This window comes from Chryseobacterium sp. C-71, from assembly GCF_020911865.1.
Classification (GTDB): Bacteria; Bacteroidota; Bacteroidia; order Flavobacteriales; family Weeksellaceae; genus Chryseobacterium.
Genome location: NZ_CP087131.1, coordinates 361,987 through 383,202, shown reverse-complemented (window position 1 = coordinate 383,202; position 21,216 = coordinate 361,987). Strand labels below are relative to the sequence as shown.

Below are 21,216 nucleotides of genomic sequence, written 5' to 3'. Positions count from 1 at the left end.
CGAATTTCTTGTTGAAGATCTCGGTTTTTTTGGTCTTCCTGAATTATTATTGTCTCTGCTCATTCTAAATATTTTTGCAAAGATAGTGATTTAGTTACGAGTTAGAAATTAAGAATCATAACTTTGTACAATTGTTTGCTTATTAATTTATTCAAAAATCAAAAAATGATTACTTTTTTAGACCAAAATTTTTCTCAGCTCAACGATTTTATTACCCAAAACACATTCAGCAAAATATTTATTCTTGTAGACGAAAATACGCATGAATATTGTCTTCCTGTACTTCTGGGGAATTTGGAAACAGAAATCAGTTTTGAAATTCTGGAAGTTGAGCCTGGCGAGGAAATGAAAAACATTCAGACGGTCACTCAATTGTGGGAAATTTTAACTGAAATGCAGGCTGACCGAAAAGCTCTGATCATCAATGTTGGCGGCGGCGTGATTACTGATATGGGTGGTTTTATTGCTTGTACTTATAAAAGAGGGATTCAGTTTATCAATATTCCTACTACTCTTCTATCCATGTGTGATGCTTCTATCGGCGGAAAAACCGGTATTGATCTGATGCATTATAAAAATATGGTAGGAACCTTTAGTTTTCCGGAGCAGATTTTTGTGTATCCTCAATTTTTAGAAACGCTTCCTTATAAAGAACTTCGAAGCGGCTTTGCTGAAATGCTGAAACATGGTTTGATTGCAGACAAAGCTCATTGGGAAAATTTAATTCAGATTCAGAAATTAGACGTTGAAGGTATTTTTCCACACATTCAGACTTCAATGGATATTAAGCAGGAGGTTGTAGACAAAGATTTTCACGAGAAAAATGTAAGAAAAACCCTGAATTTTGGACATACGATTGGTCATGCAATAGAAAGCTTATGTTTAGAAAAAGAAAATCCTATTCTCCACGGTGAGGCTGTGGCACTTGGAATGATTTGCGAAACGCATCTTTCTTATCTGGAAGGTTTGATTTCAATAGAAGATTCAGAATTGATTATCGAAAATATTCAGAAATATTATTCATTTATAGATTTAAGTGAATTTAAAGATGACGATATTTTCAGATTATTACTAAATGATAAGAAGAATACAGACACGAAAATTAACTTTTCCTTACTTTCAGGAATTGGATCTTGTATTTTTGACCACGAATGCAAGACACAAAACATTCAAAAATCATTGGATTTTTATAGAAAACTGAGTGATTTTTAAAACTAAATTTAACAAATATTATTCATAACATATTATTTCAATGCATAATTTAAACACCTGATTTTAAGGTATTTAAAAATAAACATTCAATTTAATGATATCTGTCATGTCTTATCCAGACCTATAATTATGGTTTTGGCAAACAATTTGAAAGATACCATTCGTCAAAATGAAAAATTTGACAGTAAAATTTAAAATTAGGAAATAGTAAATATTAAAAATTTAAAGTTATGAAAAAGTTAATTTTAGGACTAGCAATTACAGCAGGTTCATTAGCATTCGCTCAGACAACTACAACTACTACAACAACAAGATCAACATCTTCATCAGATGTAAGATTCGGTGTTAAGGGTGGTATGAACGTTTCTTCTTTATCTAAAGATGCAGGTCTTGAAGACCAAAAATCAAAAATCGGTTTTAACGCTGGTATTTTTGCAACAATTCCGGTAGCAGAATCTTTTAGTATTCAGCCAGAGGTTTTGTATAGCCAGTATGGTGCTAAAATAGAAAGCACAGACGAATTTACAGTACTTGGTACAACAACTAGAAATGTTGAATCTTATTCAACAAATCTTGATTACATAGCAGTTCCTGTAATGTTCCAATATAATTTTGTACCAAACTTCTATGTTGAAGCAGGTCCTGAATTCGGATTTTTAGTAGGTGCTAAAAATAAAGGTGATAGAACTACTACCGTTACAACAGGTTCTAACACTTCTACATCATCAGCAAGTTATAGTGACAAAATTGATAAGGATAATTTAAATACATTCAATTTCGGAGTAGGTCTTGGTGCTGGTTATTATTTCACAGATAATATTGGTATCACAGCGAGATATGTTGCTGGTGTAACTGATGTTGCTAAAGACAGACCAAATGGTTCTGATGCTGTAAGAAACAATACTTTCCAAGTAGGTTTGGCTTACAAGTTCTAAGAAAAAATAATCTTATTTCAATAAAGATGAATCCGTCATACAAAATCGTATGACGGATTTTTTTTTGTTTAAATAAAACTATTGCAATGTTTTTTCAAAACTCATTGATCATCACGTTAAAATGCTGATGAGTTAGAATTACTTTAAAAAATCAAATCATCGTAATTCTACAAGTATAAATTTTACACAAACGTAAAAGATTATTTAAATTTTATGAAAATTTTAACTATCGTATTTTTTTTTAGGAATAGTTCTTGTTTAACATAGTATATATAACACTTAAATACAATAATATTATGGACAATCAAGATTACAACAAAGCAGAAAAAGCAGTAAATAATACAGAAGATGCATTAAGAAATACTGCAAGTGACGCAAAATGGAAAATCAGTGACCTAGCTGACAAAGCAAGAGATTATATCAAAGAAAAACGTGATAATGATCAGGAAGCTACTCAGGAAGACTGGCTAGACAGAGTGAAAGCTAATGCTTCTGAAACTTGGGAAGACATTAAAGATGGCGCAAGTGATGCCTGGGAAAAAACAAAAGATGCTGCTGAAGATGTGAAAGCAGAATGGAACAAGAAAACGAATTAGAAAAATTCAGTCTTTTAAATATATTCAAAGAAAATGGAGTCTTTTTACAAAGGCTCCGTTTTTTATTATGTCCTAAACATAAATTATTGCTACATTTGTAGATATTAAACATTAAAAAATTATGTCATACGGTTTACTTAAAGGGAAGAAAGGAATTATTTTTGGAGCCCTTAATGAACAATCTATCGCATGGAAAGTTGCTGAGAGATGCCATGAAGAAGGCGCTGAATTTATATTATCTAATGCTCCTATCGCTCTAAGAATGGGAGAACTGAACGGATTAGCTGAAAAAACAGGCTCTGAAGTAATTGGCGCAGATGCTACTTCTACTGAAGATCTTGATAAACTTTTTGATGCTGCAATCGCAAAATTTGGGAAAATAGATTTTATTCTTCACTCGATAGGAATGTCCGTAAATGTAAGAAAAGGAAAACACTACACTGAGATGAATTACGATTGGACAGAGAAAGGTTGGGATATCTCAGCAGTATCTTTCCACAAAGTAATGCGTACAGCGTGGGAAAAGAACTGTATGAATGAATGGGGAAGCATCTTGGCTCTTACTTACATTGCAGCTCAAAGAACATTCCCGGATTACAATGATATGTCTGACAATAAAGCATACTTAGAAAGTATTGCAAGAACTTTCGGATATTACTGGGGCGAAAGAAAAGTACGTGTGAATACAGTTTCTCAGTCTCCAACAGTTACTACTGCAGGAAGCGGAGTAAAAGGTTTTGGAGGTTTCTTAGGATATGCTGAAGATATGTCTCCACTGGGAAATGCATCAGCTCTTGAGTGTGCAGATTACTGTGTAACTTTATTCTCAGATCTTACCAAGAAAGTGACGATGCAGAATTTATTCCATGATGGAGGATTCAGTAACACCGGAGTTACTCAGAAAGTGATTGAGAAATATGATTTTTAGTCCCAAAATATTACATTAAAATAAAAAAAGACCAAAGTGAAAATATTTACTTTGGTCTTTTACTTTATAGTATATGATGTATTTCAAAAAAAATGATTTGTAACTTCCGCTTCTGTCGTAATAATTTAAAGAACGACTTAAAAAAAAACAAAGCCAAAGCAATTGCCTTGGCTTCATTGAATAGAATAACACTTGATATAATTTATTGAACTCTTTTTAAAGAAATTCCAATAACAGTATTCGATGCAGCGGTATTATAGGAGGAATTAGTAGAGTATGCTACGATAGACATTCTGTAATATTTACCATCTTCAAACAAGATTTCTACAAGATCTTGTTCCATATTTCCATAATTGGTATTCAGCCAGTCGTCACCATCAATAGGAGTACTATAATAATTGGGAAGTATTGTCATATTAGGTGAGTTTTGTAAAGGATTGCTTGTAGATAATGTTGCATAAGAGACTAATATGTTACTGTTTGTAGTATTGTAAAAACGCGGCTTCAAAACACTATTCTCTCCTCCTAAAACATCTAATCTAAGACCTTCAAAAAGTGGCAGTTCTGCTGGATTTACAAATTCGGAAAGTGCTTTTCTGTTGATAGTTCCTGTTTGAGATGCTAGCTTTCCCGTCATTTGATTTTTACTTGTATTTCCAGTAGAATTTTGAAAGGTTCCCGGAACAAGAAATCTATATCCTCTTTCTTCACCAATCTGGAAATCACCACCCCCATCTGCAATACCAAATCTCGTCCATTTAACTCCGTCCCAATAATAATATCCTTTTGTTTTCAGTAATCCTAAGCCCGTATTAAAAACTAATAATCCCGTAGCCGGATTAGCGATAGTGACTACGTCTGTGGCTGAATTCAGATCTATACGCGGAGGAAGGAATCCCATGTTTGTAGCTTCTAAGTGTAGAATTGCAGACTGATTCGGAGTTTCGGTATTGATACCTACATTTTGTGCTAAAATAGATCCTGCTAATAAATTGCTTAATAAAAATAATGTTCTTTTCATCATATAAGGTTCATTGTAAACTTAGTTTTATAAAGTCTATAAATCCCGCTAGGGGAAGCTGGGACATTATATGAACCCAGCTTCTGGTATATAGACAAGTGTGTTTTTGTATGACAAATGATTATTAATTCATTTTCATGCTGCAATAGTATAAATAGAATACGTCACCCCAAAAGAAAACACAGCTCACAATTACTCACAAGCATACTCACATATACTCAAATGATTAATTAGTTGAAAATCAGAGTTATTAAATTGTAAAATAAGAATTAATATGTATTAATTATATGAAGATTAATATCCGTATCAGAAGAAATATTAAGCTTTCTGCGTATTCTGTATTTTTTATTTTCGATCGCTCGTATGGTAGAGTTGGTTGCGGTAGCTATTTCCTTAGTACCCATATTTAATTTTAGCATGGCACAAACTTCCAGTTCTGAAGAAATAATAGTAGGAGAATTTTGCAGAATCTTTTCAAAAAAATCTGGATATTGAGATTTAAAATAAGTTATGAATAATGAATTTTTGCTAAGTGCCAAATCGTATAATTCACCTGAGAAATTAATACGATCTGTTTTTTCAAGAAGATTATTTAATCTTTCTTTTTCTAAATGATATTTGATAATCATTTTTTCTTTTCTATTGATAAAATACATTCCTACAAAAGTACAGATTGATATCTCCAATACTTTATAGATTCTCACATACCATTGTTTTTCGGGCGATAAGTGTTCCTGAAATGATAAAAATAAAGAATAATTGGTAACTATATTGATTAGAAACCAAAGAAGATAAGATCCAATGAGAAAAAAAATAACATATTTATCAGAAGTGTAATTAAAGAAAAATGACAGAGCAATTGTAAGTGATACGTAAGATAAATAATTCATACAGCCTTCACCACCAATGATATCACAGAAAAATATAATTATTCCTAAAAAGAAAAATATAATTGCCAGATTAATTCTCTTAAAGCGAATTTTATCCGGCCAAAATAATGTGCTGATCATCAACAAAGTCAGACCAAGAAAGACAGTAGCATTTTGATAGTCTTCGAGGAAAATAATATTAAGAAATATATTACATCCTAAAATAAAAATAAGAACAATGGTGTATATGTCAAAAAGAAGACTTTTTTCATATTCAATTTCATCATTTGTTATTTTTTTTCTCTCTAATGCTGCGTAAAATATAGATTTTAACATATTAAAAATATATAAGGAAAATAATAATTTATATTAAAGCATAAGCAAGTTAACACAAAAAAATAATTCCTAACGTTTTTCAGGAAATAATTATAATGACATTTTCGGTTGCATCGTGCAAGAATATTTTTCATATATTCTGCTATCGCCAAATCGGCGACACCAAAGGTATCGCCGATTCTTAATAATAAAAATGTTAATATGATGTGCTATAAAATTACGGTCTGTATAGAATGTGCAGGTGCAGATAATTTTGCAGACATTCCTTCGATCCAAAGATTGGTGTCGATATCGTTATCAGAATCATTCATGATGACGGTTACCAATTGTCCGTTTTCATTCATGAAAGTTGTAGAAGTAAGAGCTGCTCTGTTCGATGAAGTTCCGATTCTCTGAGCATTTGGCTTAATGTATTTCGAAACGTGTCCAACATAATAATATTCATAAGTATAATGAACTTCACCCGTTTTTGTATCTGCGATGATCGGTGCAAAACAAAAATTTCCAACGTGATTTGGACCGCCTGTTTCATCAAGAAGAACATTCCAGTCTGTCCATAAAGCCGTTCCTTTGTTGAAATCGTTGATCATATTTCTTCCGTATAATTCGCCCAATTTTACGTCATAAATTTTAGACATATCAAATTGCTCTTTACAACCTTCTGTAAATGCTAAAAACTTATCCGGAAAAGCTCTCTGTGTTTCCGATAAATTATCAAAAAGCTGCGTCTTGTTATTCCATGTTTCGTACCAGTGATAGCCGATTCCATGCGCATATTTTGAAGTTTCGGTATCGCTTAGTGTTGTGGTCGCTCTTTGGTAAATTAAATCACGATTGTGATCCCAAATCATTACTTTTTTATCTTTAAAGCCGTTTTTCCAAAGCGTTGGCCCTAAATTATTTTTAAGAAACTCTCCTTCTTCTTCAGCAGTATAAATACAAGATTCCCAAGTTTGTGTTGCCATCGGCTCGTTCTGAATAGTCAATCCCCAAACATTAATTCCTCTTTTTTCGTATTCGCTGATGAATTTCACATAATAATCAGCCCAGGTTTGGTAGAAAGTATTTTCCAGTCTTCCACCTTTCAACATATTTTTATTAGATTTCATCCAAGCTGGTGGACTCCAAGGAGAAAAGTAGAAAGTAAAATCTTTTCCAATTGCCTTTTGAGCTTCCTTAATCATCGGAATTTTAAACTTCTCATCATGCGCAACGTTGAATGATTTTAAAGATTTATCATTTTCCGTAACGTAGGTATAGGAATCGCTGGAGAAGTCACATGAGTTCATATTGGTACGAACAACGGTATATCCCAAACCGTTTTTCCCGTAGTAAGCTTCAATGATTTCTTTCTGTTTATTTTTTGGAAGTTTATAAAAAGTTTCGGCAGATGCATCAGTAATAGCACCACCGATTCCTATTAATTTTTGATACTTAAAATCCGGATCTACAAAAATACAGGCATCAGTTTCTTTTGGCTGAGCCATTTTTTCGAACTTCACCGTTCCTTTATCAACCATTTTTTCGTTGGTCTTAGAATTGGTGAGAATTACTTTTGCAGATTTTCCTGCATTTTTTTTCCAGTAATTTTGTGCGTTTGCATTAAAAAAAGCTCCCATTACAAAACAACTTACTACTAGTTTCTTCATTATTTCTTCTTTCTATTCTTATATATAATTAACCACCCCGTCAAAAATTCTTTTGAATTTTCGCCACCCCTCCAGAGGAGGGGAATTTTAATACTAATCATTTTTATATACCCTTACGTAATCAATGTAATATTTCTGAGGAAAGATTGTGTCATCAATTCCTTCTTTTCCGCCCCAAAATCCACCGACAGCAAGATTTAAAATGATAAAATAGGGTTGATCAAAAGGCCAGGATTCATAGGTCTTTTCTTTATTTTCATACGTGAAAAACTTTTGATCGTCTATATAAACATCAATTTTTTCAGGTGTCCAATCTGCTTTGTAGATGTGAAATTTTTCACTAGCATTTTTCACGATCAACGTATCGGTTTTCTGTGTTCCAATAATGTGATTATACTTTTTGGTATGCACGGAAGCATGAATATAACCTTGATTAAAACCAACATGCTCCATAATATCCAGTTCGCCGTCATCGGGCCATTCTTTCATATTTTCACTCATCATCCAGATTGCAGGCCACGTTCCGCGACCTTTCGGAAGTTTAGCTCGGACTTCAATTGTTCCATATTGAAAGGATAATTTTCCTTTGGTTAACAATCTTGCCGAAGTATATTTATTCTTTTCCCAGTTTTCTTTTCTGGCTTCAATGACAAGATTTCCGTTCTCCATTCTTGCATTTTCCAAACGACTTTTGGTATAAAACTGAGCTTCATTATTTCCGTAACCATCGCCGCCAACATCATAATTCCATTTGGAAGAATCTGGTAAACCTTTCCCGTTGAATTCATCATTCCAGATTAATTTTCTGTTGGAATCAGGCTTGTTTGAAGCACAACCTTCAACACAGAAAGCCAAAGCTCCTCCGATTAAAAGGTGAATGATATGTTGGAATTTTATATTCAAAGTTTTATTTAAAATTTATTATTAAGATTATCTCCAAAGCTTGTCATTCTGACGACGGACGAATCTCCATTATAATTGAATAGATTCCACGCTCCACATCGTTTCGCTCTGAATGACAAACTCGGGTTTATTTTCAAAGTTTGTCATGCTGGAAGCATCTCTACAAAGATTATCTAGATTCTTTCAGAATGACAAAGATTACGTTTACTTAAAAACTCACGTCTTTTACCACCAAAAGCGGGTTTCATCCCGCTCTTAGTAAGTAAACTAATATTTATTTTGACCAATTAATTCTTTTTGTCTGAACATTTTGAGAATCGGTTCCGACCATAATATCGAATTCTCCGCCTTCCCAATCAAAATTTAACTGATCATCATAGAATTTTAAATTTTCAGGAGTTAATGTAAAATTGACGGTCTTACTTTCTCCTTTTTTTATGAAAACTTTTTGGAAACCTTTTAATTCCTTCACAGGTCTTACCACTTTTCCTACCAGATCTCTGATGTATAATTGCACTACTTCTTCCCCATCATAATTTCCAGTATTAGAAACTTTTACATTGATATTTAAATTTTGATTTCCTTTAAGATTTGTTGAACTCAAATTCATATCAGAATATTTAAATTGAGTATAACTTAAACCAAAACCAAATGGAAATTTAGGATCATTATCCAAATCGATGTAAGCCGAAACGTAATTTCTGTCTGTATTGTTTTTTGCAGGTCTTCCGGTGTTGTAATGATTATAATAAACAGGGATTTGTCCTTCAGTTCTTGGGAAGGTCATCGGCAATTTCCCACCAGGATTTATTGTTCCGAAAAGTACATCTGCAATTGAATTTCCTGCTTCGGTACCCAACCACCAATTGTACATAATTGTAGGAATATTGTCTGCCGCCCAGTCAAAAACCAAAGGTCTTCCGGCATTGATCATTAAGACAATCGGTTTTCCTGTTTTTGCAATTTCTTTTAATAAATCTTCCTGAACTCCCGTGAAATGGAGATTACTCCTGCTTTTCGCCTCACCGCTCATCGCATGACCTTCACCTAAAGTCATGATGACAACGTCTGCTTTTTTTGCCGTTTCTACAGCTTCTGCAAACATCGATTTGTCCTGATCATCAACGTTGGCACCTTTTGCATAGAGTAAAGTTGAATTTTTGTCTAACTGATTTTTGATTCCATCAAATTGGGTTACAATTCTTTGATTGTCATCTTTAAATGCAACCGACCAAAAACCGTGATTGGCTGTGGTTTCTTTCCCGAAAGGTCCAATTAAAGCAACAGTTTTAATCGATTTTGAAAGTGGAAGAATATTTTTTTGATTTTTTAATAAAACAATACTTTTTGAACCAAATTCTCTCCCGAATTTTCTGTTTTCCTGATTGTTTAATTGCTCTTTCTGTCTTTTTTCGTTGCTGAATCTGTAAGGATCATCAAATAATCCCATCTCAAATTTCTTAACTAAAATTCTTCTCGCTGCATCATCAATCAACTTCGGATCAACCTTTCCTTCTTTAACTAAATTAGGAAGTTCTGCCATGTAAGCACGGCTTTCCATGTCCATATCGCTTCCTGCATTGATTGCTTTTTCGGCAGCTTCTCTATTGTCTTTTGCGTACCCGTGAGGAACCATTTCGCCGATACTTCCCCAATCTGAAACCACAAAACCCTGATAGTTCCATTTGTCTTTTAATAAATCTCTTAAAATATATTTGTTTGCCGTTGCCGGAATTCCATTGATATCATTAAAAGAGTTCATAAATGTGGCAACTCCCGCTTCTGCAGCTGCTTTGAACGGTGGTAAATACGTTTCGTGCAATTGTCTTAAACTCATGTCAACAGAATTGTAATCTCTTCCGCCAACCGCTGCTCCATATGCTGCGAAATGCTTTGCACAAGCCATTATTGCATCAAGATTTCCCAAACCTTTTCCCTGAAAACCTTTAATTCTTGCCAAACCAATTTGAGTTCCGAGATAAGTATCTTCACCCGAACCTTCCATCACTCTACCCCATCTTGGATCTCTTGCGATGTCAACCATCGGTGCAAAAGTCCAGTGAATTCCGTAAGCAGAAGCTTCTGTCGCAGCAATTCGTTCTGATTTTTCGATTAATCCTAAATCCCAGCTCGCAGCCTGACCAAGATTTACAGGAAAGGTAGTTCGGTAACCATGAATCACGTCCTGACCGAATAACATTGGAATTTTTAATCTTGATTTTAAAGCTAATTCCTGAAATTTTCTCGTTTCTTCAGCACCCGAAACATTAAGCATTGATCCTACTTTACCTTTTTTAATTTCGTCTAAAACAGATGCCGAATTGGAATTTTGAGGTCCTGTTGCATATTCGAAGCCGCTATATTGTACGAGTTGTCCGACTTTTTCTTCCAAGGTCATTTTAGATAAAAGCTCAGAAACTTTCTGGTCAATTGTTTTTTGTCCAAAGGCATTAAGTCCAAATGCGGTAAATGCTAGTATGAAATAAAGTTTTTTCATTTTAATTTATTTTTTGCTGGAAGCTTTAAATTAATTTTAACACAAAGTCCACAAAGATTTTTTTGCAAATAATTCTGTTGATTTTTATGTTCGCAAAGGCGTTCTACTTAGCAAAGAACACAAAGTTTAATAAATTTAAAAATTGCTAATTGTTTTGCATATAATTTTAGAAAATGTAGGTGGCAACCGAACTTCCTGTAATATTTGCCGGAGCTGTTTTGTTTTTATATCTAATATTAAAATTTTCGTCTGTCTTATTATAATTCTGAACAATCAAAACCGTTTTTCCTTCAGGAGTTTTAAATGCAACTGTTGATAAGTTATCTGTCTGATTTGACGAAATTCTCTGAGAATTTGCAGGAACAAATTTTGAAGCATGAGCTATGATATAATATCCTACGTTTCTCGTAAAATTCTCTTTATCTGAAACCGTAATTGCACCTTTGCATTCTGTACAACCTCCCGGAGTATGGGGTTTAAATTCAGAATCATTGGCAAGATTCCATTCTAAAGCGATTTTGCTCCAATTTCTCATGGAACCGATGACAACGTTTTTTGTATGCCAGTTTAAATCTTCATTAAAAGTACCTTTTGCACCCGTCCATTGTTCTGTGAAGTATAAGTTTTTATTCGGATGAGCTTTATAAACGGTGCTTAAAGCTGAAATATCTCCTTCATATAGATGGAAAGCCGAGCCATCGATGTATTGATTGGCTTCAGCATCGTTTAAAATATTGATCGCATATTCTGGTTTGTTACAATTGTGATCGTAAACGACAATTTTGGTTTTAATTTTATTTGATTTAAAAATTGGTCCCAAACTTTGCTTAATAAAATCTTTCTGCTGATCTGAAACCATCAGCAAACTCGGATTATTTCCCGGATGTAACGGTTCGTTTTGAGGTGTGACTGCATCAATGGTAATTCCCTCTTTTTGCATTCCCTGAATGTATTTCACAAAATATTTTGCATAGATATCATAAAATTCAGGTTTCAAGCTTCCGCCAATTGACTTTCCATTATCTTTCATCCAAACCGGAGGTGACCAAGGTGCTGCAATGATTTTTATTTTAGGGTTGATGACTAAAATTTCTTTCAACATCGCAATTAAATCTTTATCTCTCGCCAAACTGAATTTAGATAAAGTAGGATCAGTTTGTCCCTGAGGTAAATCATCATAAGAGAAAACTTCACCATCCAAATCTGATGCGCCAATACTTAATCTCAAGTAACTTATAGAGATCGAATTTTTATCTTTTCCGAAAAGTTCGTTCAATAAAGCTTTTCTTTTGGATACTGAAAGTCGGTTAATTACTTCGACACTTCCGCCTGTTAATGTATATCCGAAACCATCAACATATTGAAACTTTTGACTATCATCAATTTCAATATTCTGAAAATTATTAGATGTATCTACAAAACTGATTGGAGTTTGCTGTTGTAATTTTACACTTTCATCACCTCTAGTAAGCCAAATTTGAACTTTATTATCTGCCGTTGAAACAGACTTGCACGAGGTTAAAGATAAAAGTACCACACCGCTGAATAGCAGTGCAGTACTCTTTAAAAAGAAACTATATGATTTTTGAAACTTCATTTTAGTAATTAGGATTTTGTACCAAAGCCGTGTTTGTAAGCTCGTTAAAAGGAATTGGTAAAATTTCATTTTTACCGGCGGTAAATCCTCTTGCACCTAATTTTGCAGGAGCATCCCCCCATCTTACCAAATCAAAGAATCTGTGACCTTCGCCAGCCAACTCTCTTCTTCTTTCGTCTTTTATAGCCTGCAAAGAAACCGGAACTGATGCTAATCCAACTCTAGCTCTTACTGCATCTAAAAGCGCCTGAGCTCTTGATCCTGATCCATTTAATGCCTCTGCTTCCATTAAATAGGTGTCTGCTAATCTAATTGCCATATAATTTTGACGGAAGTTTAGTTCTGGTGTACCAGGTAGAGTAGATTTATCTGCTTCTCTAGGCATAAATTTATTCAAGAAATATCCTGTATCTCTATATCCTCCTGAATACGTGATTTTGCCGTCCTGAACTAATTTTTTAGCATTAAAAACGGTAGCATCCAAACGAGGGTCACCTTGCATGAAATTAAATAAGTCTACTGTCATCGGATTGAAGCCCCATCCCGAAACCATTTCTGGAGCGTTATTGGCTGGAGCTCCTGCAGGCGGTACAACTTTACCATAAGAAATAATACCTATCATTTGATTAACCGAATTCCCTTCATCTTTTCCTGAACCCCAAAAACTCCAATCTGAATTTCCTTTGTTGGTGTGCATTACTTCCAAAATAGATTCTGTGGTAAATTTGTTGTCAATTACCCATAAATCTGCAAAATTGCCAACCAATTTGTAGCCATATTGGCTTGTTCCTCCAGGAGTTCCATTAACCATTTCGAATTGGGTTGCTGCTTCACTGTATTTTTTATTGTACAAATAAATTTTACCCAAAATAGCACGTGCAGTTCCCTGCGTTATTCTACCTTTTTCAGCACCTGTTGCGGTCATTGGTAAATCTGATACTGAAGCTAAGATATCCGTTTGTATTTGTGTATAGATATCTGCCACATTTGCCTGAGGAATATTGTAGTAATCATCATTTGATTTGATAGGAATCAGAATTAAGGGAACTCTACCAAACATTCTAACCAATTCAAAATAATAAAGTGATCTTAATGTTTTAGCTTCAGCAACAAATCTTTTTCTGGTCTGATCATTCATATTTGCATTTGGGATTCTGTCAATCAAGAGATTTGCTCTTGCAATCCCTTGATAATAATCTCTCCAATAACTTGCGGGCATGATAATCGGATTGATTGTAAAATTTGACATTCCCTGAATACCAGCTCCGTCTGTAGAACTACCACCTCCTGAGAAAAAATCATCGGAAGCTGCATTGAAAAATGTAACGTCATTTTCAAAACCGCCAGAATACTTTCTTAATAGATCATATACTGCCACTAATCCACTAAAGGATTGCTCCTCATTTCTAAAGTAATTTTCTGTATCAAATGTTCCTGTATTTTTTACATCTTCAAGATTAGAGTCATTACAAGAAACAGCACCGAAAGTTGCTCCTGCTAAAAGCAACACCGATAAACTTTTATATAAAAATCTTTTATTTTTCATTTTTTCTTTAATTAAAATTGAACATTAGCACCAAAGAGGAAGGTTCTTGACTGAGGATAGTACGCTCTGTCTATACCAAAAGTATCTCCACCTGCAATTTCAGGATCATAACCTGTGTACTTTGTAAAAGTAACGATGTTTTCACCAGTCACATAAAATCTCACTTTAGACGCACCTATTGTTTCAGAGATATTTTTTGGAAGTGTATAACCAATCTGTACTAATTTTAGACGTAGATAATCACCTTTTTGAAGATAGTAATCAGACATTCTTGTATAGTTTTGATTAGGATCATCTCTTGTTACTCTTGCAATAGTATTGGAAGTACCTGCACCAGTCCAACGATCTAAAATTGCAGTTTGGTAATTAGCATCCTGAATATCTAATCTTCTTAACCCTTGGAAAATTTTGTTTCCTGCCTGCCCTTGAGCAAAAATCATAAAATCAAAGTTTTTGTAGTTCATGTTTAACGTAAAACCGAAAGTATATTTTGGAACTGAATTACCTAAATTTACATAATCATCTTCAGTAATTTTACCATCACCATTTACATCTGTACGCTTGAAATCTCCAGGTTTTGCATTAGGCTGAATTAAACCTCCATTTGCATTTTTATAAGCATCAATTTCTGCTTGGGTTTGGAAAATTCCTGCATTTTGATATCCGAAAAATGAACCATAAGGTGCACCAACCTGTAATCTAGAAACGGCTCCCATAGATTGGAAAGAGGCAAAGTTTTCAAATACTTTATCATCTTCTAATCTTGTAACTTCATTTTTAAGATATCCGAAATTTCCATTCGCAGAGATTCCAAAATCATCCCAGTTTTTCTTGTAACCTAAGCTAACTTCCAAACCGTCATTCTGCATATCACCTATATTTCTCCACGGGTTATTCGTAACTCCTACATACCCTGGAATATTTACCTGTCTTAAAATATCCGTCGTTTTTTTACGGTAAACATCAACAGTTAAGTCAAAATTTCTAAGTAATTTTAAATCAACCGCAAAGTTAAGTTGAGAAGTTCGTTCCCATTTTAGGTCTGGGTTTTCTAAGGTACTTGGTGCATAACCTATGTTGATATTATTGTTTCCAAAAGAATAGTTACTTCCTGGAACCAAGAAACTCGCAAATTGGAAATCATTAATTGCATCATTTCCTAAAACTCCATACCCTCCTCTCAGTTTTACACTGTTAACGATGTTATTTTCTCTCCAGAAATTTTCATTAGATAAATTCCAACCTAATGACATTGCCGGAAAATTCCCCCAATGATTATTTCTACCAAATTTTGAAGAACCATCTCTACGCATTGTACCTGTGAACAAATACTTATTTCTGTAATCATAAACTACTCTGGCAAAATATGAAGTCTTATGGGTTTCTTTTCCATCCCATGCATTACCTGTTCTGTTTTCTGGAGCAATATCAAAGTTGAATGATGCGTCTTCCCAATTATTTACAGGAAGATTGGTGTAGGTGGTATTCTGACCTGAGGCTATGTTAAATTCATAATATCCCTGACCTAACAACACACTTAAATTATGGTCTCCAAATTTGTTTTGATAATTTATTGTGTTCTCTGTATTCCAATCAAATCTTTTTTGTGTTTCTCTGAAAAGACTGTTGAATGTGTCATTTTTAAAAGATGGACTTAAATAAAATTTTGGACTGAAGCCTTGATTTCCCCAATATGATAATTTTCCGTTGATACTAGATTTAAAAGTAAAATGATTTAAAAACTTGGCCTCTGCAAAAACGTTTGCAATAAAATCATCGGAATATCTGTTTCTACCCAGCTGTGTTTGTTGAAATGCTAATGGGTTAGACATTTCTTTATTTACATAATGTGAAATTCCGTAAGGATTACCTATGTCATCTCTCAATATAAATGGGTTGTTGTAGTCACTTGGAAAAGGTTGATTAGCAATTCCATTAGTTACTGTCAATGGAGTAATTGGATCTAAGTTGATTGCAGAACTTAGAGGACCTCCAAATTCACCATTTTCATTAATACCTTGTGCTTTTACATGAGTGTAAGCTAAAGTCTGCCCTATTGTTAACCAGTCAAGAACTTTATGAGTTGAATTGATTCTTGCATTTAATCTTTTGTAATTAGAAATATCACGCATTACAATACCTTGCTGCTCATATAAACCGAAAGATGTATAAAATGTAGATTTATCACTTCCACCACTGATGCTAAAATCGTGAGAAGAACGCTGAGCACTGTTAAAAATAACATCTTGCCAATCGGTACCTCTACCATATGATGAAGGATTTGAGAATAAAGGATCTCGTCCGTCATTCACATTAGCTTCATTCATGATTGTTGCGTACTGAGAAGCATCTAACAAGTCAAGCTTTTTTGCAGCACTTCCGACGCCGAAAAATCCATTGTAAGAAAGGTTCAATCTGCCTTTAGCACCTTTTTTAGTTGTAATAAGAATTACACCTCTTGCAGCAGAGACTCCATAAATTGCAGCAGACGCTCCGTCTTTAAGAATTTCCATTCCTTCGATATCAGCTTGGTTAAGCCACGCTATGTTATCTACCACAATACCATCTACAACCCAAAGCGGATCATTACTTCCGGCTCCAAAACTGGTAATACCACGTACTCTTACCGTTGCAGCTGAACCTGGCTGTCCAGAATTAGATATTACCGAAACCCCAGCAGCACGACCTTGCAGAACTTGCTCTGGTCTACCCGCAGGAATATCTTCAATATCTGAAGCTTTTAAACTTGATATTGCTCCTGTTACATTACTCTTTTTCTGAGTACCGTAACCAATCATAACTACTTCTTCAATTTTCTGCTCCTTTTGAACAGTATCTGCAGGTGTAGTTTGTGCATTGAAATTTGCCGTAAAATAAAGCGCGGCAATAATTCCTAAACTTCTTGATATTTGTACATTCATATACAGTTAGTTTTTTAATTCTCAAATTGAGACAATAAAAATATATATTTTTTTGGTTAATTAACATTTATTTAATAATTATTTTAATATTTCCACTATTTTTGGGGTTTCAAAGGCATAAATAGATGGTAATAATTAGTTAATATTGACTAAAAAACGTTAAAAATAATCCCGAAATGAGTGTTAAGCAACCCAATATTTCTCTTCCGCTAAAGCTTACCTTCCTTGTTTTTTCAATGGTTTTGAATTGTATGGGCATTGTGATACTGCAGCTTTCAGAGCAAAATATCACTTATGATAAATTGGGATTTTTAGAATCTTTTAAAGATATACCGATTGCCATTTTTTCACTTTTCGCAGTTAATTTTATCAGCAGATTCGGGACGAAAAAATCATTGATTTTTGCATTAATGTTAGTCGGCACTTGCTCATTATTTTTGCCATTTGTTGAAGTATTTTGGTTTTTCAAGCTGTGGTTTGCAATTATCGGAACTTGTTTTGCGATTGGGAAAATCTGTGTTTACGGAATTATCCGTAATAATATGACCGAGGAAAAATCTTTAGCAAAAACCATGAATAGTGTAGAAGCATCTTTTATGATTGGTATTTTTGTTGTGAATACAGGCTTTGGATGGTTAATTTCAAGTCAGTTTGGAGAATATTGGAAGTTTGGATTCATGTCTATTTCTCTCATTTCTTTTTTTACGGTTTTCCTTTTTGTAAGAACTAAAGTTGCTGAACCGGAAAGTAAAAACACCAAAGTTCTTCCCGATTTATCTGGATTCGGAAAATTGCCATTTATTCTTTTTTTTGCCGTTAGTTTTTTCATTATTTTTATTGAACAAAGCTTTAGTTCCTGGCTTCCAGCTTTTTATAAAGATCATTTGAAAGTCAATTCTTTTTTTGCATTGCAGGCATCCTCTTTCTTAGCACTTTTCTCCTTCACAGGCAGAGCAATCACATCAAAGATTATTCATAAATTTTCATTATCCAGATATTTCATGATGTGTTTATTCATGATCATATTTTTGCTGGTGGTCATCTCGGTAATTCAATTTAATTTTACAGAAAATCCCAAAGTTCTATTATTTCTATTTCCAGTCATCGGATTGTTTCTCTCACCTCTCTATCCGGTGATTAACTCAAAGATGATCGCTAAAATTGACAAAGATAAAATCAATACTTTTACTTCTTTAATTGTAATTGTGTCGTCAGTAAGCAGTTCTTTAAACTCAATGACAATTTCATTATTATTTAAAAATCAAATACTTACCTATTACTCTCTCTACATTTTGGGAGCAGTAATTATGGTTTCCGTATTAGCTTATTCTTATTTTAAAATTAGTATGAATAAAATTTAAAAAATAATTTTATTTTTACTGCATGAAAACTGACCATAACAGAAACATTGAAACCCTTAAGGAACTTGTCGAGAGCAAAGACTTTATACCCAATCTATCCGTAGACTGTACGATTTTTGGTTTTCATGACAATATTCTGAAAGTTCTTTTGCTTAAATACCATGATCTCGATTTGTGGTCGCTTCCCGGCGGTTTTGTATTTATAGATGAAGATCTGAGAGAAGCTGCGGATCGCGTTTTGTACGAAAGAACACATCTTAAAGGTCTATTTTTAGAACAGTTTCATACATTTGGCAGGCTAAATCGTACACAAAACAATGTGCACAGAACATTAATTCAAAATAAAGGTCTTGACGTCCCAAAAGATCACTGGATTCTGCAAAGATTTATCACTGTAGGATATTGCAGTCTGATTGATTTTTCTTTAGCAAATACCTTTCCTGACGCTTTCAACGAAACATGTGCATGGTTTGAAGTCAGCAAACTTCCGGCGATGGCTTTCGATCATGATAGAGTTATCGCTGAAGGCTTGGAATATTTACGTAAAAACATTGATACTCAGATCGCTGCAAGTAATCTTTTACCGGAGAAGTTTACTATGAAAGATTTACAGTCGCTTTATGAAACTATTTTAGGCGAAAAATTCAGACGAAACAACTTCCAGCGTAAAATACTAAGCATGAATTCATTAGAAAGAATGGAAAAACTTTTCGACGGTTCTGCTAATAAGGCTCCTTATCTCTACAAATTCATCAAAGATTAGTTTTTTTATTTTTCTTAAAAAATTTTCTCAGACCAAGTGAAAAGTATTATTTTTAGGAAAATTAAATTACATGTCATATTATCCTCTTACAAGCATTCCCGATTACTACGGAATTGATGCTTTACTTACCGAAGAACACAAGCTTATCCGCCAGTCTGTGAGAGATTGGGTTGAAAGTTTTGTAATGCCGAATATCGATCACGCTGCTCAAAATCACACCGATTTACCAAATCTGATGCAAGAATTGGGGAAAATCGGAGCTTTAGGCCCTTACATTCCTGAGGAATACGGCGGTTCTGGTCTTGATCAGATTTCTTACGGTTTGATTATGCAGGAATTGGAAAGAGGAGATTCTGCCGTACGTTCTGCAGCGTCTGTACAGAGCTCTTTGGTGATGTTCCCTATCAACGAGTTTGGTTCTGAGGAACAGAAGAGAAAATACTTACCCAAATTAGCTTCCGGTGAAATGATCGGTTCTTTCGGTCTGACTGAGCCAAATCACGGTTCAGATCCTAGTTCTATGGAATCTCAGTTTAAAGATATGGGTGATCATTATCTTTTGAATGGTGCTAAAATGTGGATCACCAACTCACCTCTTTGCGATATTGCAGTGATTTGGGCTAAAAACGAAGAAGGAAAAGTACAGGGATTAATCGTTGAAAGAGGAATGGAAGGCTTTACAACTCCTGAAACGCACAACAAATGGAGCTTGAGAGCTTCTAAAACGGGAGAATTGGTGTTCAATAATGTAAAAGTTCCTAAAGAAAATCTACTTCCTGGAGTTACCGGATTGAAAGGACCTTTATCTTGTTTAAATTCTGCACGATACGGAATTTCGTGGGGCGTAATTGGTGCTGCGATTGACTGTTATTGTACTGCTGTTCAATATTCTAAAGAAAGAAAACAATTCGGAAAACCAGTGGGTGCGTTCCAGTTGCAGCAGAAAAAATTAGCTGAATTTTTAACTGAAATTACTAAGGCTCAATTACTTTGCTTACAATTAGGAACATTGAAAAATGACCATAAAGCGACACCAGCTCAAATCTCCATGGCGAAAAGAAACAACGTAAAGATGGCGATAGACATTGCAAGAGAATCTCGTCAGATTCTTGGCGGCATGGGAATCATGGGTGAGTTCCCGATGATGAGACACGCTGCCAATCTAGAATCGGTGATTACTTATGAAGGAACGCATGATGTTCACTTATTGATTACAGGCTTAGATATTACAGGCTTTAATGCTTTTTAAATAAATGAAAGTCCGGTTTTTTTAACCGGACTTTTTTTTAATAGATATGCTAAACTTTTCTTAAAGTTGATATTGAGCACTTTCACACAAAAATATTTTATTAGATTTGAATTCACACCTAAAGGATATCAATCACCAATAATCTATTTTTTAAATATGAATAAAATTTACATTCTATCCCTCCTGCTTCTGCCGTTTTTAAGTATTTCTGCACAATCTTTCAAAATAGAATACGAAGCTCATTTTAAGTCAGACAACACTTATGAAGGTGCGGGAAGTGAAGAATTTAAAAAGCAGATAAAAGAAATTGGAAGCCAACCTCAAAAACATATTCTTAACTATTCTGAAGGGAATTCAGTATATCAGTCTTATCCACCACAAATGATTTACGATAATAATGGAAATAACAAATTAAATGTAACAGGAATGTATCGGAACAGTTACAAAATTAATCCGATTAAATTATTTAAATTTAAAGAAGAAGCAGGAGCCTATTCCTTAAAAAATGTACAAAATGTGGAATCATATCAGTATATGATACCGATTTTTAATAAGATCCAAAAACTCGAAGGCAGTGACATTATTTTAGATTATCAATGTAAAATTATTGAAGTTGAATTGATTAATAAGAAGAAAGCAAAGGTCTGGTATACAGAACAGATTCCTGCGAGAACAGGACCTCTGAATTATTTTGATTTCCCTGGAGTTGTCCTTAAAGTAGAGACTGAATTCATGTCTGTTCAGGCAAAAAACATAGAGAAAAACTTAGCAAATATTGACCTAGAGAAGATGGATAAGAATCTAAAGGTTTACGAAGCTGAGAAACTATAAAA

At 34.0% G+C, this 21,216-nt stretch carries 16 protein-coding genes; 8 read left to right on the top strand and 8 right to left on the bottom strand.

Annotated elements, in window-relative coordinates; genetic code table 11:
* Positions 1 to 165 precede the first annotated feature (165 nt).
* The 4 genes from aroB to LNP04_RS01570 all read left to right on the top strand — a co-directional run bounded on the left by aroB (position 166) and on the right by LNP04_RS01570 (position 3,671).
* Entirely contained in the window at positions 166 to 1,212 is a 1,047-nt protein-coding gene (gene aroB, locus LNP04_RS01585; protein WP_229984843.1) for a 3-dehydroquinate synthase, read from the top strand.
* A 230-nt stretch (positions 1,213 to 1,442) separates the two neighbouring features.
* Positions 1,443 to 2,147 (top strand): porin family protein, encoded by a 705-nt coding sequence (locus LNP04_RS01580; RefSeq protein WP_229984842.1) that lies wholly within the window; start codon positions 1,443 to 1,445, stop codon positions 2,145 to 2,147.
* A 296-nt stretch (positions 2,148 to 2,443) separates the two neighbouring features.
* Entirely contained in the window at positions 2,444 to 2,743 is a 300-nt protein-coding gene (locus LNP04_RS01575; RefSeq protein ID WP_229984841.1) for a hypothetical protein, read from the top strand.
* Positions 2,744 to 2,864: 121 nt separating this feature from the next.
* Complete coding sequence (locus LNP04_RS01570; protein ID WP_229984840.1) at positions 2,865 to 3,671, top strand: enoyl-ACP reductase; 807 nt, start codon at positions 2,865 to 2,867, stop codon at positions 3,669 to 3,671.
* A 202-nt stretch (positions 3,672 to 3,873) separates the two neighbouring features.
* Here LNP04_RS01570 and LNP04_RS01565 read toward each other — a convergent pair whose 3' ends face one another.
* The 8 genes from LNP04_RS01565 to LNP04_RS01530 form a co-directional block, all read right to left on the bottom strand.
* Positions 3,874 to 4,695 (bottom strand): hypothetical protein, encoded by an 822-nt coding sequence (locus tag LNP04_RS01565; protein WP_229984839.1) that lies wholly within the window; start codon positions 4,693 to 4,695, stop codon positions 3,874 to 3,876.
* A gap of 266 nt (positions 4,696 to 4,961) precedes the next feature.
* Positions 4,962 to 5,897, bottom strand: a complete 936-nt coding sequence (locus LNP04_RS01560) for a hypothetical protein (protein WP_229984838.1) — start codon at positions 5,895 to 5,897, stop codon at positions 4,962 to 4,964.
* 209 nt (positions 5,898 to 6,106) lie between these two features.
* Positions 6,107 to 7,546 (bottom strand): glycoside hydrolase family 30 beta sandwich domain-containing protein, encoded by a 1,440-nt coding sequence (locus LNP04_RS01555; protein ID WP_229984837.1) that lies wholly within the window; start codon positions 7,544 to 7,546, stop codon positions 6,107 to 6,109.
* 93 nt (positions 7,547 to 7,639) lie between these two features.
* Complete coding sequence (locus tag LNP04_RS01550; RefSeq protein WP_229984836.1) at positions 7,640 to 8,449, bottom strand: family 16 glycosylhydrolase; 810 nt, start codon at positions 8,447 to 8,449, stop codon at positions 7,640 to 7,642.
* A gap of 274 nt (positions 8,450 to 8,723) precedes the next feature.
* A complete protein-coding gene (gene bglX / locus LNP04_RS01545) occupies positions 8,724 to 10,946 on the bottom strand; it encodes a beta-glucosidase BglX (RefSeq protein WP_229984835.1) in 2,223 nt (740 codons plus the stop codon).
* Between the two features lie 166 nt (positions 10,947 to 11,112).
* Positions 11,113 to 12,543 (bottom strand): glycoside hydrolase family 30 beta sandwich domain-containing protein, encoded by a 1,431-nt coding sequence (locus tag LNP04_RS01540; RefSeq protein ID WP_229984834.1) that lies wholly within the window; start codon positions 12,541 to 12,543, stop codon positions 11,113 to 11,115.
* A gap of 1 nt (position 12,544) precedes the next feature.
* Positions 12,545 to 14,089, bottom strand: a complete 1,545-nt coding sequence (locus tag LNP04_RS01535; RefSeq protein ID WP_229984833.1) for a RagB/SusD family nutrient uptake outer membrane protein — start codon at positions 14,087 to 14,089, stop codon at positions 12,545 to 12,547.
* A gap of 11 nt (positions 14,090 to 14,100) precedes the next feature.
* Positions 14,101 to 17,010, bottom strand: a complete 2,910-nt coding sequence (locus tag LNP04_RS01530) for a TonB-dependent receptor (protein WP_229984832.1) — start codon at positions 17,008 to 17,010, stop codon at positions 14,101 to 14,103.
* Positions 17,011 to 17,186: 176 nt separating this feature from the next.
* Here LNP04_RS01530 and LNP04_RS01525 point away from each other — a divergent pair, with 176 nt between their 5' ends.
* The 4 genes from LNP04_RS01525 to LNP04_RS01510 all read left to right on the top strand — a co-directional run bounded on the left by LNP04_RS01525 (position 17,187) and on the right by LNP04_RS01510 (position 21,214).
* Positions 17,187 to 18,371, top strand: coding sequence for a sugar MFS transporter (locus LNP04_RS01525; RefSeq protein ID WP_229984831.1), 1,185 nt, complete (start codon positions 17,187 to 17,189; stop codon positions 18,369 to 18,371).
* Between the two features lie 22 nt (positions 18,372 to 18,393).
* On the top strand, positions 18,394 to 19,134 hold the full coding sequence (locus LNP04_RS01520) for an NrtR DNA-binding winged helix domain-containing protein (protein ID WP_229984830.1): 741 nt from the start codon (positions 18,394 to 18,396) through the stop codon (positions 19,132 to 19,134).
* Between the two features lie 70 nt (positions 19,135 to 19,204).
* On the top strand, positions 19,205 to 20,383 hold the full coding sequence (locus tag LNP04_RS01515) for an acyl-CoA dehydrogenase family protein (protein WP_229984829.1): 1,179 nt from the start codon (positions 19,205 to 19,207) through the stop codon (positions 20,381 to 20,383).
* A gap of 156 nt (positions 20,384 to 20,539) precedes the next feature.
* Positions 20,540 to 21,214, top strand: a complete 675-nt coding sequence (locus LNP04_RS01510; protein ID WP_229984828.1) for a GLPGLI family protein — start codon at positions 20,540 to 20,542, stop codon at positions 21,212 to 21,214.
* Positions 21,215 to 21,216: the final 2 nt, after the last annotated feature.